The sequence below is a fragment of the Planktothrix sp. PCC 11201 genome, from assembly GCF_900009135.1.
Classification (GTDB): domain Bacteria; phylum Cyanobacteriota; class Cyanobacteriia; order Cyanobacteriales; family Microcoleaceae; genus Planktothrix.
In genome coordinates this window covers 390,593-407,935 of record NZ_LT797688.1, presented here as the reverse complement: position 1 = coordinate 407,935, position 17,343 = coordinate 390,593, and the positions used below count along the sequence as shown (strand labels likewise).

The 17,343-nt window shown below is 39.3% G+C and carries 11 protein-coding genes and 3 pseudogenes; 9 read left to right on the top strand and 5 right to left on the bottom strand.

The features are described 5' to 3' along the window. Window positions 1-174, bottom strand: a complete 174-nt coding sequence (psb35, locus tag PL11201_RS26730) for a photosystem II assembly protein Psb35 (RefSeq protein ID WP_200816687.1) — start codon at window positions 172-174, stop codon at window positions 1-3. 151 nt (window positions 175-325) lie between these two features. Between psb35 and PL11201_RS02660 the strand changes: the two genes are divergently transcribed. From PL11201_RS02660 to PL11201_RS02645, 3 genes and pseudogenes are all read left to right on the top strand, one after another. Continuing rightward, complete coding sequence (locus PL11201_RS02660; RefSeq protein ID WP_079677092.1) at window positions 326-3,190, top strand: glycerol-3-phosphate acyltransferase; 2,865 nt, start codon at window positions 326-328, stop codon at window positions 3,188-3,190. A gap of 257 nt (window positions 3,191-3,447) precedes the next feature. Then, window positions 3,448-4,218, top strand: a pseudogene (locus PL11201_RS27455) (ApaLI family restriction endonuclease). A 24-nt stretch (window positions 4,219-4,242) separates the two neighbouring features. Further along, complete coding sequence (locus tag PL11201_RS02645; protein ID WP_079677089.1) at window positions 4,243-5,436, top strand: DNA-methyltransferase; 1,194 nt, start codon at window positions 4,243-4,245, stop codon at window positions 5,434-5,436. Here PL11201_RS02645 and PL11201_RS02640 read toward each other — a convergent pair. Continuing rightward, a complete protein-coding gene (locus PL11201_RS02640; protein ID WP_079677088.1) occupies window positions 5,433-6,341 on the bottom strand; it encodes a hypothetical protein in 909 nt (302 codons plus the stop codon). The genes PL11201_RS02645 and PL11201_RS02640 overlap by 4 nt on opposite strands. 146 nt (window positions 6,342-6,487) lie before the next feature. Here PL11201_RS02640 and PL11201_RS27000 point away from each other — a divergent pair. The 5 genes and pseudogenes from PL11201_RS27000 to PL11201_RS02610 all read left to right on the top strand — a co-directional run. Continuing rightward, window positions 6,488-7,672, top strand: a pseudogene (locus PL11201_RS27000) (WD40 repeat domain-containing protein); the annotation flags it as partial. Between the two features lie 1,020 nt (window positions 7,673-8,692). Further along, window positions 8,693-9,682, top strand: a pseudogene (rpoD, locus tag PL11201_RS26995) (RNA polymerase sigma factor RpoD); the annotation flags it as partial. A gap of 11 nt (window positions 9,683-9,693) precedes the next feature. After that, window positions 9,694-9,870, top strand: a complete 177-nt coding sequence (locus PL11201_RS26380; protein ID WP_159451503.1) for a hypothetical protein — start codon at window positions 9,694-9,696, stop codon at window positions 9,868-9,870. Window positions 9,871-9,892: 22 nt separating this feature from the next. Then, a complete protein-coding gene (locus tag PL11201_RS02615) occupies window positions 9,893-10,210 on the top strand; it encodes a DUF433 domain-containing protein (RefSeq protein WP_079677087.1) in 318 nt (105 codons plus the stop codon). Continuing rightward, complete coding sequence (locus PL11201_RS02610; RefSeq protein ID WP_079677086.1) at window positions 10,207-10,554, top strand: DUF5615 family PIN-like protein; 348 nt, start codon at window positions 10,207-10,209, stop codon at window positions 10,552-10,554. The genes PL11201_RS02615 and PL11201_RS02610 overlap by 4 nt, the downstream gene beginning before the upstream one ends. 193 nt (window positions 10,555-10,747) lie before the next feature. Here the strand turns inward: PL11201_RS02610 and PL11201_RS02605 are convergent, their stop codons facing one another. Both PL11201_RS02605 and PL11201_RS02600 read right to left on the bottom strand, forming a co-directional pair. After that, the gene (locus PL11201_RS02605) at window positions 10,748-12,772 is read right to left on the bottom strand and encodes a serine/threonine-protein kinase (RefSeq protein ID WP_079677085.1); all 2,025 of its coding nucleotides are present in this window, start codon (window positions 12,770-12,772) and stop codon (window positions 10,748-10,750) included. 81 nt (window positions 12,773-12,853) lie between these two features. After that, window positions 12,854-14,026 (bottom strand): RNA-guided endonuclease InsQ/TnpB family protein, encoded by a 1,173-nt coding sequence (locus PL11201_RS02600; RefSeq protein WP_339394340.1) that lies wholly within the window; start codon window positions 14,024-14,026, stop codon window positions 12,854-12,856. 336 nt (window positions 14,027-14,362) lie between these two features. On the opposite strand from PL11201_RS02600, the gene PL11201_RS02595 reads away from it, so the two are divergent. Beyond that, window positions 14,363-14,980: a Uma2 family endonuclease gene (locus tag PL11201_RS02595; protein ID WP_079677083.1), complete on the top strand. Its 618-nt coding sequence runs from the start codon at window positions 14,363-14,365 to the stop codon at window positions 14,978-14,980. Window positions 14,981-15,034: 54 nt separating this feature from the next. Here the strand turns inward: PL11201_RS02595 and PL11201_RS02590 are convergent, their stop codons facing one another. Beyond that, window positions 15,035-17,305: a transglycosylase domain-containing protein gene (locus PL11201_RS02590; RefSeq protein WP_079677082.1), complete on the bottom strand. Its 2,271-nt coding sequence runs from the start codon at window positions 17,303-17,305 to the stop codon at window positions 15,035-15,037. Window positions 17,306-17,343 lie beyond the last annotated feature (38 nt).

Genomic DNA, 17,343 nt, shown 5'->3' with positions numbered 1-17,343 from the left:
CTATTTATTCTCATCTTCCTGATTCACTTTAGGAATATAATCCGGTCTTTCTTTATCTTCCCAACCCGGGGGACGCTTAGAGTTATACCAAGCAATTGATCCAATACTCACCGCCGCCACAAATCCGACAATCAGCACTGCAATCGGAATCCATAGAGTATTACTACTTGCCATAATGTTGATTTTTCCTTAATTATAATGATACCCTGACCATTATCTCATTTTTGGTTAACTAAACGTTAAAGATTCTATCGACGACATCCTAACCCAATTAACCCTAGGATCTGATGCTTGAGATCTTGCTAATTACCGGAGAATATTTCTCATGTCTTTTTGGATGATCGGATTACTATTAGTGGGCAGCTTTATTTTAGGAACATTACCCCTAACCGATTGGGTTGTTCAACTTCTATCGGGCAAAAAGTTATCAAGATTAGGAACAGGTAATATTAGTGTTTCCGCCGCTTTTTATCAAGGAGGAAAACCCGCAGGAATTGTTGCAGTTCTCCTGGAAATAACCCGAGGGATAATTCCAGTAATTGCTGCTAAAATTTTATTCCCAAATGATCCAGCTTGGCAATTAGTGAGTTTAATGGTATTGGTTACGGGACGATATTTTGTTGCTAAAGGTGGGGGAGTTACTAATGCCACCTGGGGAATATTAGTCTATTCTCCTATTGTTGCCATCAGTAGCGGAATAACTGGATTATTCATCTGGCGATTCAGTGATTTATTATTACCCATTTCTAAATATTCATCCCGACTTTGGGCATCCCGTTTAGGCTGTTTAAGTGGGCCGTTTTGGGTCTGGTTTTGGCATCAAACCCCTGAATATTCCCCCTTATCTGCTTGGGAATTCGTCGCAGCCCTAGGAATAGCCTTTCAATTAGTTTTAATTAACTTATCTCAAAAAGATGATCTCGGATATTATATGAAACAACAATTTTTAAATCTGGAAGATAAACTCAATCTTCAACAATGTGGGGAAAAAGCCACCCGATTAAGTGAATTAAAACGGGCAGGATTTGAAGTTACTTTAGGATGGATTTTACCTGCTATTAACCGTTTAGAAGACGTAAATATTACTTTAAAAAAAGAAATTGACCCGATTAATTTTCCCTTAATTGTTCGTTCGTCTGCGGTGGGAGAAGATAGTAACTACGCTTCAGCAGCAGGACAATATCAAACCATTGGCCCGGTTTATTCCACTTCAGAATTACACGAGGCAATTATTCAATGTCGTCAATCCTATTGGACTTCTGAAGCCATTTCCTATCGTCAAAATCAACAAATTCCTGATACGGGAATAGCGGTATTAATTCAACCCTATTTAGCCAGTGAAGTCGCTGGGGTTATGTTTACCCGTAACCCCCTAGATGGCGGTTCACAAATCATTATTGAAGCCTTACCCGGGGGGGCAGAATCCGTTGTCGGAGGTCAAGTCACTCCGGTGAATTTAGAAATAGAAATTAATACCTCCTTTGAGGATTTAGAACCCCCGTCTATTTTACCCAAAACCGTTATTTTAGAATTAGTTAAACTCGCTCAAGAAATAGAAACCTTTTATCATGGTTTACCCCAGGATATTGAGTGGTGTTGGGATGGAGCAAAAGTCTGGATTTTGCAAAGTCGCCCCATTACCAATTTACATCCTATCTGGACGCGAACCATCGCCGCAGAAGTCATTCCCGGGGTAATTCCTCCCTTAACTTGGTCAATTAATCGCCCCTTAACCTGTGGGGTTTGGGGAGAAATCTTTACTTTAGTTTTAGGGGAAAAAGCAGCACCATTAGACTTTAATCAAACCGCGACATTATTCGGTTCCCACGCCTATTTTAACGCTACCTTATTAGGGGAAATCTTTTCAATGATGGGATTACCTGAACAGGGATTAGAATTTTTAGTTCGAGGACAAAAAATGGGAAAACCCCCCCTTGGGAAACTCTTACCCTCCTTACCTGGTTTATGGCGATTAGTTCAACGGGAGCGACATTTGGATCGGGATTTTCAACAGGATTTAGAACAGCTATTTTTACCCATATTACAACAACTAGAAGCAGAATTATCCATGAAATCCCTAAGTTTAACTCAACTTTTAGAACGATCTGAAACCATTCAAAACCTGTTAAAATCAGCGACTTATTATAATATTCTAGCCCCTATAGGGTTAGCGATTCGACGAACTTTATTTAAAGTTTCTGATAGTTGGATACCTACCTATACTGCCCCAGAAATTGCTTCGATGGAAGCCTTACAAACCCTGGCTGATCGGATTAGAGAAACCTCGGAAGAACCCGAACTAATAAGCGACCAATACTTTGATCAGATTCTAGCAGAAAATCCCCAGTTTAATCAACAATTTGAAGATTGGTTACAAACCTACGGCTATTTAAGTGAAGTCGGAACGGATATTTCTGTGCCGAATTGGTTAGAACAACCGGAGATTTTAAAAGAAATGCTCTTTAAAATTGTTCAAAATAGCAACTACCGGACGGAAAATTCAACGGTTTCTACCTTAACCCGATGGGAAAGATGGCGACAAGCTCAATGTTATCAACGCACTTTAACCAAAAGCCAAATTGCTGAAATTTACGGTAAACTTTTAGCTCATTTACGATGGACAATATTAGCCATAGAATCCCAAGCTATTCATCAAGGAATCTTAGAAACTTCGGGGGATATTTTCTATTTAGAATGGGATGAAATTAAAGATTGGATAGAACGGAAAATTGAGCCTGATTTTATTCCTAAAGTCAGTCAACGGCGGCAAGTTTTCAGGGAAGATAGCGATCGCACAGTTCCCCCTGTTGTCTATGGTAACTTATTACCTGAACCTCGATTAAAAACGATTATAAATTCAGCTATTTTACAAGGGATTCCTGCTAGTATTGGCTGTGTGGAAGGAACCGTTAAAATCTGCCGTAGTTTAACCAATATTATTGATCAAACTGAGGATATAATTCTCGTAGTTCCCTACACCGATGCCGGATGGTCGCCGATTCTCTTAACCGCAAAAGCGATTATTTCTGAAGTCGGTGGACAACTTTCTCACGGTGCAATTATCGCCCGGGAATATGGCATCCCGGCGGTGATGAATATTCAAGGAGCGACTACTTATTTAAAAGATGGTCAACGGGTGCGCGTTGATGGTTATCAGGGGACTGTTGAGATTTTGGAGAGTAAAGAATAGGAAATCAAAAATAGAGAATATAGTGTTAAATATAATATTGACATGATGAACAATTTAAAGCTATAATTAGAGTGCTTTACTGTAATGTTAATTGTATATAGTAATTCTAAATAAGTTGTAACATTTTATTGTAGGGGTTGGGTCTCCCAACCCAGGCGCAAAGAGGGTTGGGAGACCCAACCCCTACGGGTTTTGATCACAAATCATTTAGAATTGCTATATAACTTATACTTTTCTATAAAAATAGTATTTAATTTATGGCATCTCTCACGCCTTCAAGTTTAGAAGAAAAAATCCACAATTTAGCACAAAAATCTTCCGAAGCTCTACTGAAACAAATTAACTTTAGTTTAAAAGAAATGGAAGCTGATGATACTTCTCATTTTTTAATCTATAGAGTTTTGCATATCACTGAGGAAGAAGGAAGATTAATAGATACTTATCAAAATAAAGGTCGTTTTTTATATAATTATGCAGGTTCATTTTTAGAGAAGGCTACTCAATTATCTTTCCTGGAAAAATACCCTGATTCAAAAGCAGTCAAAATTACTAATACTCTGGGTTCAAGACCGAAAACATTTGAAATTGATTGTTTAGAAGGAAATAATGCCATTGAAATTAAGTGGAGAGATGCAACAACAGATGGAGATCATATCACAAAAGAACATACTAGAATCAAAGCTATAGCAATCCTAAATAATTTGTGACAAAATTCCGTAGGGGTTTGGTCTCCAAACCCTCTTTTCGCCTGGGTTTGGAGACCAAACCCCTACAATAAAATGTTACAACCTATTTAGGATTGCTATATATCAACCGCAGGTTATAAACCCATTCGTATTATGTTTTATTACCCCAATAGGCAACAAGCTATCAGAATTCAACAAACTTTAGAGACACTTTATAAGGGCATTGGCGGTGAATATTACTATGGAGAGAGTGCCTGGAACTATGTAACGAAACGAACAGGTGTAGATTTAAAAGCAATCTTACAAAGAATTGCGGATCAAAATACGGCTTCAGATGAATGATAATTGATTAACCCATGAAAAATTATGAACAATACTTACAATATTATTCAAGGAGACTGTCTTGAGATAGTCCAAGGAATGCAGCAAAATTTCGTTAATCTGATTTATTTAGATCCTCCTTTTTTTACCCAAAAACACCATTCTTTAAAAACGAGAGATAGACAATCTGAATTTAGCTATGATGATTTATGGGAAAGTCATCAAGACTATGCAAAATTTATTCATGAGAGGTTAGTTGTTCTACATAAGGTTTTAAGGGAAGATGGGTCAATTTTTGTGCATTGTGATACCCATGCTAATTATATCATTAGAGCAATTTTAGATCATATTTTTGGACAAGAAAATTTTAGATCAGAAATTATTTGGAGTTACAAACGATGGTCAAATTCCAGAAAAGGATTATTACCCGCCCATCAAACAATATTCTTTTATTCTAAGACCAATCAATTTATTTTTAATCGTATTTATTGTGATTATTCAGAGTCTACCAATATTGATCAAATCTTACAGAAACGTACCCGAGATCAGCATGGTAAAGCCATTTATGCGAGGGATGAGCAGGGGGAAATTATTCCGGCTGATCCCAAAAAAGGAGTCCCATTAAGTGATGTTTGGGAGATTCCCTATTTAAACCCTAAAGCTAAAGAGCGTGTGGGTTATCCAACTCAAAAACCGATTTTGCTCCTAGAACAAATTATTGAGTTAGCCTCTAATCCTGGGGATATTATATTAGACCCTTTTTGTGGAAGTGGGACAACAATTATTGCGGCAAAATTATTAAATCGTTCAGCCTGGGGAATTGATATTTCTCCCGATGCTGTTCAAATTTCTAAAGATAGATTAAAAACACCAATGAAATCTGAATCTTTGCTCCTTCAGAAAGGTCGCAAAGCCTATCTTAATGCCAATGAAGATGCACTTAATATTATTGCTAGTTTAGATATTATTCCGGTTCAAAGAAATCAAGGAATTGATGCTATTTTAAAACAGAATTATCAAGGAAAGCCCGTTCCTGTTCGGGTACAGCGTCAGGGAGAAAGTTTACACAAAGCACTCGCTTTATTGCATAAAGCATCTCAAATTAAAGGGGCTTTAAAATCCATTTTAGTCAAAACATCAGATGATCTTTTTGATCTTGACGTGATAGATATTCCCGATCACATCATGATTATAGAAGCCCCGGCTTATACTGTTCAAAAAGGGTTTAACTTCAATTAAATTGCCCCTTCAGTGAGTCCCATAAGTTGTTGTGTTTGTTCAGTAATACCAAATAAGTGATCGGCATGACAAAAGATTTCCCAGGCGCGAATTCCCATAAAACCAATCCCGGCAACCCCCAAGGGTATGGCGACAGCACCTAAAAGCGTGGCAATGGAGGGAAATATCATACAAAGTGTTAACAGGATGGCCGTAATTACACCCCCCGCAATAGCGGCTTTTGCCGTGGCGGTGGCGACTTTTTTCACTAACTCCGACTTGGTAATTTTGCCTTCAACGTACAATAAAGAGTTTTCTAAAATAGAAAATACTAACTCAATAACTCCTGCAACAATCGCACCTTTAAGAGTTGCCCCAACGATTTCGACAACTGCTGTTTTAAAGGCGGCATCCGCTAAAACCTTCTTCGCCGCGGCTAATTCTTTGCGGGTCATGTCCACCCCACCGCGCTTACGATTCACCTTAAAATATTCAAAAATCCCGTTATGGGCTTCGCTTCCGCCGCCATTGACGTGGGCTTTGATGTGACTCCAATCCTTATCCTGACAGAAGTTACGAATGGCTTCTGGCCCTTGGGCGCGAATTTGGGCGGGTATGGATTCAAAGACTTTTGTGGCTTCTTGAACATTTCGCATTCCCTGGCGCACACCCGCCCGAGCGAATTTTAATTGTAACCCTGTAGGTAGGTTTTCAAACCGGATATTATGGGCGACTTTAAAGGCTTCTTGAGTCACAACGACCCCAACACCAACCATGGAACCGGGGGCGGATTCTACCCATGCGGTTACGGCCTTGGCACTGTCCTGAACATTGGCAGCTATTTGGTTAGCCAAATTTTGGGTATCGTTAACCGTTTCTTGAACCTTGGCAGATAGAAATTCGAGGGGATTAGGGTTAATTTCCATATTGATCCGGTTTGCCGAGTTAATTATTCTCACTATAGCAGAAGCAAAGCCCTTGATAAAGTGTGATCATTTTTCTTAATTAAACCTTTGTTATTTAATGGGGTTATGAGTTTAAAATGGATAGATAACCTGTAATAGTTAAGACCATGACCGAACCCTCTGAACGGCCAGCTATTGAGAATCTTCGGGGTAAATTCACCAGTCCAGACCTGCAACAACGACTTACAGCCCTTTCAGACTGTCTGAAATTTGATCAAGGTTTAGATTTACTAGCGCAACAGGCATTAATCAACCCTTCAGAACAGGTTAAACAATCGGCGTATTGGGTGCTGTATGGTGATAATCCTTATTTAACTGAAAATGTTAATTTGCGATCGCCTAATATTATACCTCAAGATACAATTTCTTGTGTAGCTATTAGTTCAGAACATAAAATTATCGTCGGTGGCGGTTGGAAAATCATCAGAATTTGGAATTTAGAGACAGGACAATTAGTTGATACCCTTGATGCTCATTCCCATTGGGTTTTATCCGTTGCAATTAGTTCCAATGGTCAATATTTAGTCAGTAGTAGTATTGACAAAACTGTTAAGTTATGGAATTTAAAAACTACAATTAATTTGCATACTTTTACAGGTCATACAAGTTGGGTTAATGTCGTTAAAATTACCCCAGATAATCAAACCTTAATTAGTGGAAGTGCAGATAAAACCATTAAAGTCTGGAATTTAGAAAAGAAACAACTTGTCCATACTTTTAATGATCATACCGGATGGATTTCTTGTTTAGCAATTAGTTCAGACAGTAAATTTTTAGTCAGTGGAAGTACAGATAAAACGATAAAATTATGGGATTTGACAAAAAAACAATTATTAAGAACTATTGAAGAACATTCAGATTGGATTCAAAATGTCGCCATTAGTTCTGATGATCAATCTTTAGTTACAGGTAGTCGAGATGGAACTGTTAAAATTTGGCAAAAAGATCCCAAAACTCAAGGTAAAAATGAAAATTTTAATATTCCTTTTGTAACTGATGTTTTGAGTTTCTTTTTTGGAAAGAGTAATAATGAACCCCCATTTCAATTACTTGTCAATAGTTTAAAATGTGTTAAGACTATTACAGGCAAATTTCAAACAATCAGTGATTTTGATATTACTTCTAATGGTAATATTCAAGTCATAGGAACCAATAATGGCAGTATTTATATTCAAAACCTTAATCAATACCCTAATCCATCTCGTAGAATCACAGGTCATACTGGATTTATTAGTTCTATTGCTGTTAGTTCTAATAGTAAATTATTTGTTAGTGGGAGTCGGGATTGGATTAAACTTTGGGATTTGCAAAAAGGAGAAATTTTAGAGGTTTTAGAAGGTGAGTCTCCTAAACTAACATCGTTAAAAATTAATTCCCCAGGAAAAACTTTATATTGTGGTGACTATCAAGAGTTTACTATTCAAGGTTTTGATCAATATAATAAACCGATTAAAATTGAAAATATAACTTGGACTGCTACAGGAGGAGAGGTCGAAGACGGACTATTCCAAGCCGGAAATATATCAGGTTCTAACTTTAAAATACAAGCACAGGTTAACTCAGTTAGTTGTCAAGTTTTAATAACAATTATTGAAAAACCTAAACTAACATTGTTAAAAATTAACCCTTCAGAAACAAGTCTATATTGTGGTAAATCCCAACAATTTAATGTTCAAGGTTTTGATCAATATAATCAACCTATTCCCATCGGACAAGTCACTTGGACGGCTACAGGGGGAACAATTAATCAGAATGGTTATTTTATTCCATTAGAGGATGCTGATGGAAGTTATGAAGTTTATGCTAAAGCTATCCCAGAGAATATTAGCGATTTAGCTGAGTGTAAAGTTATTCCTGTTCCCAAGATAAAAGATGTTTATGTTTCATCTGATTTTAGCAATAGAAATCCGGTTAAACCTTCTTTCATAGATGAAGTGATTAAAACGGTCGGTGAAACAATAGAAAAATTAGATCATTCCAAAAATAATCCTAACCCCGAACCAACTCCACGTCCAGCACCATGTCCAACACCGAGTCCAACACCGAGTCCAACACCACGTCCAACACCGAGTCCAACACCATGTCCAACCCCAAGTCCAACCCCAACTCCGACTCCAACTCCGACTCCAACTCCGACTCCAACTCCGACTCCAACTCCCGAACCCAAGGAAAACCCTGAAAGCTATTCTAAAATGGCAATAGGAGTATTCACTCGTTGGCATATTCGATCTTATATCTTCCGAGATTTGGATGAATTTAGATTATTGTATGGTCATTTGTATGGTTATTACCAGATGCCATCTGGTAAATGGGTTAGATCCCGGCGTCGAACTCAGACGAAGAAAAAACACTTTACAGAAGATTCGATTCGTCTCTATCTCCAAGAAATTGGTCGGATTCGATTATTACGCGCGGATGAAGAAATTGAACTCGCTCGTAAAATTGCCGACTTACTCGAACTAGAGCGAATTCGGGAAATACTGATCGAACATTACGATCGCGAACCCAATGAGCAGGAATGGGCGAGCGCCGTTGAGATGAGGTTGCCAGAATTCCGCCGCCGTCTTTATATTGGCCGCCGGGCAAAAGATAAACTGGTACAGTCTAATTTACGACTGGTGGTTTCGATTGCCAAAAAATACATGAATCGGGGTCTTTCCTTCCAAGATTTGATTCAAGAAGGTAGTTTAGGATTAATTCGCGCCGCCGAGAAATTTGATCACGAAAAAGGTTACAAATTTTCTACTTATGCGACCTGGTGGATTCGTCAGGCAATTACTAGAGCGATCGCCGATCAATCTCGGACTATTCGGCTTCCAGTTCACCTGTATGAAAGCATTTCTCGGATTAAAAAAACTACCAAGTTACTGTCTCAAGAAATGGGTTGCAAACCCACCGAAGTAGAAATAGCAACTCGCATGGAAATGACCATCGAGAAGTTACGGTTTATTGTTAAATCGGCTCAACTTCCGATTTCTTTAGAAACACCGATTGGGAAAGAGGAAGATTCTCGTTTAGGAGATTTTATTGAATCCGATGGCGAAACTCCTGAAGATCAAGTGTCTATGAATCTATTACGAGAAGACTTAGAATATGTATTAGATAGTCTCAGTCCCAGGGAAAGAGATGTACTAAGATTGCGTTATGGGTTAGATGATGGTCGGATGAAGACATTAGAAGAAATTGGTCAGATTTTTAATCTCACCCGTGAACGCATTCGTCAAATAGAGGCGAAAGCTCTCAGAAAGTTACGTCATCCTAACCGCAATAGTATCTTGAAAGAATATCTATTGTTATTTTAGAATCTAAAGCAGTGCGATCATCCTCACTTGCTACACCCCAACATCTACCAATTAATTGTTTTAATATTATTGTATTTGCGATCGCCTATTCTTGTATTAATATCAATTTTATTAAGATGGTGCGTGTTAATTTGATTGGGGTGGCGATCGCACTTCAGAAGAAATTGCCAAAAATATACTATAATTAAATTCAGTAACGAGGCAAACTCTATGAACTTGACTACGACACAACACAAGTATATAGAACTGAATGAAAACAACGTTCCCTACATTGGCGGAACAACCATGAAAGTAATTGAATTAGTTTCCGGTCATCTTGCTTTTGGTTGGAGTCCCGAAGAAATTAAATTTCAACATCCCTATTTAAGCATGAGTCAAATTTATTCTACCTTAGCTTACTACTGGGATAATAAAGAAGAACTAGATGCCGATATACAGCGACGATTTGAGAATGTTGAAACGTTACGTCAACAAGCAGGTGAATCTGCTTTAGTTAAAAAACTTCGCACCCAGGGACTCATTAAATGACCCTAGCCCTTTACATGGATGAACACATTCGCCGAGTAATTACAAATGGTTTAAAATTGCGCGGTATAGACGTTCTCACAGTACAAGAAGATGGACGAACTGGCACGCCTGATCCAATTTTACTTGATCGCGCCACAGAACTCGATCGTGTTATCTTTACCCAAGATGATGATTTTTTAGTAATAGCTAACCGTCGCCAGCAAGAGGGGGTAAAGTTTAGTGGGGTTATTTACGCACATCAACAGTCTGTCACCGTTGGAGAATGTGTGCGGGACTTAGAAATAATTGCCAAAGCAAGTGAACCAGAAGATTTAGTGAACCAAGTTCAATACTTACCTTTTTAACAATAAAATTATTGTTTTAATATTATTGTATTTGCGATCGCACATTCTTATATGAATATCAATTTTAGTAAGATGGTGGGTGTTAATTTGATTGGGGTTGCGATCGCTCCTATTTAAAACAGGTTATCTTTAGATAACATCGAGAGACGCGCCGTGGCACGTCTCTACAGCCCGAAATGAGCGTTCAGGGCGGTTATTGTTTCCACAACTTCACCGTCCAGTCATAACTTCCCGTTGCTAACCATTGACCATCCCCACTAAATGCCACCGTAAAAACATCACTATCATGGGCTTTAATGGTTTCTAATAATATCCCTTTTTGTACATCCCAAATATCAATTATTCCCTGTCCTCCCCCACTCACTAAAAACTGATTATCTGGGCTAAAAACAATATTAAATATCTCTTGAACATCGGCTCTTAATGTTCTTAATAATACCCATTTTTCCTGTTGATTGTGCCATATTCTAATCATGCCATTTTTAGACGCCGAAGCCAATAATTGACCGTTTAAACTAAACGCCATACTTCGCACCCAGTCCCCATGACCTGTTAAAGTTTGGACTTCCTTTGCTGTGTTCAAATCCCAAATTTTTATCGTTTGATCTCGACTCCCACTTGCCAATTTTTGACTATCCAAACTAAACGCCACACTATAAACTCGATCCTGATGACCTGTTAAGGTAAACCCCCGTTTTCCCTTATTCATATTCCAAATTTCAATACTTTTATCTCGACTTCCACTGGCTAAGAATTGACCATTGGGACTAAACGCCACCGCCTCCACCCCGTCTTGATGACCCGTGAGGGTATACCACCTTTTACCCTTAGTCATATCCCAAATTTCAATGGTTTGATCCCGACTCCCACTCGCCAAAGTCTTGCTATCAGGACTAAAAGCAATGGTCGTGATCCAATTACTATGACCCACCAAGGTATACCACCGTTTCCCCGAGTCCAGCCGCCAAATTTCAATCGTCTGATCCTGACTCCCACTCGCCAAGGTCTGGCCATCGGGACTGAAAGCCACTCCCGTAATAGCGTTGCGATGACCACTAAGGGTGTGCACACACTTCCAAGAGGGCGGGTGCAAGGGTTGAACACGCTGCTGTTGAGGGGGTGGGGGTTGTTGGAGGGTGCGGGGGGGTAAGGTCTGGGAGGGAGATGGGGCGGGAGTTCTAACGGTTGGTGGTGCAGGAGTTGGGGGGGATGGGGTTTGTAAATGGCGGGTGATCGCGACAGGTATGCCACTCGGATGTAGATCTTTGAGGACTTTTAAAGCAGAATCATAACGTTGACTGGGTAATACGGCTAACATTTTATCTAATATTTTTCCTAATTCCGAACTCACAGAATTTTGTTTTAAATAATCTCGCCAAATCCACCGATCCTCATGAATATCATACAAATCAAAAGGTGAAATTTGCGTCATTAAATAAATACAAGTTACCCCTAAACTATAAATATCACTGCTATAAATTGCCTGTCCTCTGGTTTGTTCAGGAGCCACATATTCGGGACTACCAATTACTGTTCCCATAATTGGAACTTCAGTATCAGTAACGACCTTTGCCGCTCCAAAATCTACTAATACTAACTGACCTTGAGGTTGAGAACCCCCAGGGGCATTTTGAGGCGAAGATTCTCCCCGCAATTGTTGTAAAAATTCAGGACGAACTAAGGGCAATTGTGCCGATAAAGATCCCTCTCTCAGAATAATATTCGCGGGTTTAATATCTCGGTGAATTACCCGATGATGATGAATAAATTGTAAAACGGGTAATAAGTCATCTAAGACTTGACGAATTTGGGCTTCATTAAAAATCCCGTGATCCAAAATTTCCGCTTCCAAATTCGGCCCATTAATAAATTCTTGGACTAAATATTGATGATTCTCTTGTTCAAAATGGGCTAATAATTCAGGAATTTGAGGGTGTTTTCCTAACTCATCTAAACGTTCTGCTTCTCGATGAAATAACTCAATGGCTTTTTGAGAATTGCCCTGCATTTGGGGGCGAAATTGTTTAATTACGCAAGCGGGACGGGAGGGTTTATCTTCATCTACGGCTAAAAATGTCTTACCAAAACCCCCATGACCAATCACTTTAACGGCGCGATACCGTTCTCTTAATAACAATTTTGCCCCACAGGTTAAACAGAATTTAGCCTCTGGGGTGTTCTGGGGTTGAGGACACTGGGGATTTAGGCAATAACTCATAGATGATCTAACTCAAACGAGCCTAAGTTTATTTTACCCTAAGTTGACATCCGCCTCGCCGTGAACGGACGGGGATTCTATCTATTTAAGCAGATCAAAAATTGATAGCTGCTCAAATGCTGGATGGGTTGACGCTTCGCCGAGATGTGCTTTCTTTACAGAAAGACTGACCTTCTCTCCACGTCCGTTTAAAGTCTCCGAATGCCCTCCGGCGACCTTGATATTAATTGCAGCGTTAACATCTCGATCATGAGAAGTTCCACAATTAAGACAAATCCACTCTCTAATATTTAACTCTTTTTTGCCACTGTGAAAACCGCAACAAGAGCAAGTTTGAGAAGTGGGAATCCATCTATCAATTACTTGAAAATCCCGCCCGTACATGACTGACTTAGCCTCTAACATGGTTCTAAAACTACGCCAGCCCAAATCGCTAATTGCACGGGATAGTTTGCGGTTTTTCATCATCCCTGACACATTCAAATCTTCTAAGACTATTGTTTGATTTTCACGAATAATCTGAGTTGACAGTTTGTGTAAAAAATCGTTTCGGGTATCAGAAATTTTAGCATGAAGTTTAGCTAGTTTTTTTCTAGCAACTTCCCTTCTTTTACTCCCTTTCTGTTTCCTTGACAAATTCCGTTGTAATTTCCTTAAACGCTTTAACTGTTTCTTTAAAGGTTTAGGTGATTTGATTTTTTCACCGTTACTTAGTGTAGCAAAATCAGTGATTCCTAAGTCAATGCCAACACTTTGTCCATTTTTTGGTAATTGTTGAGGATTAAACTCAACTACAAAGCTGACAAAATATCTATCAGCACTATCTTTAATTAAGGTGACACTAGAAGGAACTGCGGGTAATTCCCTACTCCAGATTACTTGAATATCACCTATTTTAGCTAGGCAAATGTAATCAGAATTAGGATAGAGTTTAAAACTGTTATCAGTAAATCTAGCTGATTGCTTGGATTTACGTTTCTTCAATCTAGGCGGTTTAACTTTTTTGCCTTTTCTTTGTCCTTTGGAGGATTTGAAAAAGTTAGAATAAGCCTGCTCTAAATCTCTCAAAGACTGTTGCAAGGGAACCGAGGAAACTTCTGTTAACCATTCTTTTTCCTCGGTTTTTTTGAGTTCTGTAAGTCTTTTAGAGAGTTCACTGCTAGAAGGTTTTTTATTACCCGCACGGTGTTGCTCTTGACAGTAAGCTAAAGCATCGTTAAACACTACACGACAACAACCAAACAATTGAGACATCAGCCTCTTTTGTTGATTAGTTGGGTAGATTCTGTACCGATACCTGGCTTTCATTGTTTTTGTTGCTCACAATCAGTTCTTTAGTATACTCTAAAATAGAATAAAAAGCCGTCCCCCATTTTCATGAGGGCAGGCCTAGAACGACGGGGTTTTAAACCCATTTTTCTGATAACCGGAAGAAACCGTTTTTCTGAGAAAGCCGGGTTCTATAAATTGTTATACTATAAAAAAATAATTCGTTGTTGCGATGTGGCGCTCCTACTCTTAGCTATAAACAGCAACGACAAGATGCGCTTAAGCGCAACAACAAACTGTCTTCTTATTGTTATTTTATTTATGACTATTTACTTAGAATCGGAAGCTAAATTAATCACCTTGGAGGAATTTTTGGACTGGGTTCCCGATGGTTACGGACGGTATGAATTACATCAAGGAGTTATTAAAGAAATGCAGCCTACAGGAACTCATGAACAAGTCGCTAGTTTTCTTACCCTTAAATTAGGCATTCAGATAGAATCCTTGGGACTGAACTATTTTGTCGCTCGACAGTGTATTATCAAAGCCATTGATTCTGATCAATCTGGTTTTAATCCCGATCTGACTATTATTGATAAAAATGCGCTAGAAAATGAACCAATGTGGAAAAAGCGATCAACTATTACTCAAGGTGAAAGTTTACCTTTAGTTATAGAAGTGGTCAGTACCAATTGGCAAGATGATTATTTAATGAAATTATCAGAATATGAAAAATTAGGAATTAAAGAATATTGGATTATTGATTATTTAGGGTTAGGCGGTCGGCGATATATTGGAAATCCCAAACAACCTACGATTTCAGTTTATCAAATGATCGATGGGGAATATATGGTAAATTTATTTAGAGAAAATGATAGAATGGAATCGGCTATATTCCCCGAATTAAATTTAACCCCAACACAAATCTTTCAATCATAATTCCCCGTAGAGACGAGCCACGGCGCGTCTCTCTTTCTCTTAATTTCTAAAAAATTATCTAGCAATTTGACTCATATAATCTCGCCATAATTGAGCCGCATTTGCACTACTTCCATTGGTAGGAGAATTATCATCATTCCCTAACCAAACTCCCGTGGTTAATTTAGAATCAGGAAGATAACCAATAAACCACAAATCAACATTATCATTTGTTGTTCCGGTTTTACCCGCTTCTCCTAATCCGATATAGGCACTTTTAGCCGTTCCCCGACGAATTGCTCCTTGCAATAAAGTTGTCATTGTTTCCGCCACAGAAGCAGATAAAACCGATGGGATCTTGGGATTGTCTCGATCATAAGCATAAATCACCCGACAGGTATTAATATCATTAAAATCCGTACAATCACTACTATCTAAAATTCGTTTAATTGCATGGGGAGAATTACGAAAACCATCATTGGCAACGGTGTTATAAGCTCCAGTAATTTCTAACAGATTCACCTCACTTTGACCGATTACTAAGCCCGGAACTGGATCAAGTTTTGACTTAATTCCTAAGCGTTTTGCCATGTCAATAACTTGGTCTAATCCAACATCTTGAGCAATTCTCAGGGCGATCACATTTTCTGATAACGCTAACCCTCTATACATATCAATATCACCCCCACTGCGTTCACACCCTTGATAACTTTGTCCTTTCCAAGTTAAGGGTTCACAGGAATAGATTTGACCCGGCGGAATACCTTGAGCGAGCGCCGCTAAATAGGTAAACAATTTAAACGTTGATCCCGGCTGACGTTGAGCTTGGGTAACACGGTTAAACTGACTTTCTTTATAATCTGCACCCCCCGTCATTGCTAAAATTTCCCCAGTATTAGAATCTAATGTTACCAGACCTCCTTGGGAAAACCCATTAGTTGCTCCTGTGGTCTGAATTGAACTTTTGAGAGAAGATTCGGCGATCGTTTGCATCGAAGGATTTAATGCTGTTTCTACAATAAAATTGCCTTCCCGTGCCAATTGTTCTCCTAATAATTCCTGTAATTCAGCAAAAATATAATCGTAAAAATAGGGAGCAATGGTACTTTCTAAAAACTCCTGAGCTTTAGGATTAATTTCAATCCGAGAACGGCGAGCGCGATCGGCTTCATCTTCACTAACCATGCCCAGTTCTAACATCCGACTAATCACGCGATCGCGGTATTGTACTGCTAATTGATAATTTTGAATCGGATTAAAACTATTGGGGGCGGGTAAAATTCCTACTAAAGTAGCTGCTTCTGACAGGTTTAAATCCTTGGCAGATTTGTTAAAATAGAACTTAGCCGCATCCTCAAAACCATATAAATTAATTCCTAAATAAACCCGATTCAAATAGGTTTTTAGAATCTGATTTTTACCATAAACCGCTTCTAATTTCAGGGCCACAACCGCTTCCCTAAATTTCCGTCCAGCAGAATCTTCCGTACCTACATAATCCCGATATAAACTCCGGGCTAACTGTTGGGAAAGGGTACTGCCTCCTTCTCGAATTTCCCCATCCCGGACATTGGTTAATAATGCGCGTAATGTTCCTAATGGATCAATGCCCAAATGCCAATAAAACCGAGCATCCTCAGAAGCAACAACGGCTTTAGGTAAATAGGGGCCAAAATCCGATAACTTATCCGCTTCTAAATGGGCGATGGTATTTGCTTGTCGGAGGGGGCGACCATCGGCGGCATGAATAATTACTGGCCCAGTTACGGTTTTCGGTAGGGGATCAACTTCAAATTTCTGCCACTGGAATAACACCACTATCCCCACCGCAGCCGTTAAACCACAGATTCCATAAAATCCATAACGGAGGGTTTGAAGATACCAAGGAGGCGGATTTCGATATTCGACCCGAACCACAGAAGCCAGTTCCGGTGGCCCCAAGGTTAAACTATCCCCATGGTGCAACGGCAATTCTTTAACCCGTCGTCGTCCCCAATATAAGCCATTGGTGGAGTCTTCATCCTGAATCATAAACCCGGTACGACCCGAGAATAACCCCGTCCGTTTGGGATCTCGGACAACACTGACATGAATTGTGCTGACCAGGGGGTTTCGGACTACGATATCACAGGTTCGGGAAGAACGTCCCACCACATAGCGATCGCCTAATAGGGGATAAACTTCTGCTTTGTTAGTATCAGCCTGATGTACTATCAGTTCCGGGACTTTAGCATTCGGTTTGAGGATCAGTCGCGAAAAATTAACTTTAGCGTGAAGTGTCTGGACAACCTGTGTGATTGTGTTCAGGAGAGTTTGGGGTTTCTGAGGGGGCAAGGGGGTGGACATTTTCAGCACTCAGACTTGCATGGGTCTGTATCTATTGT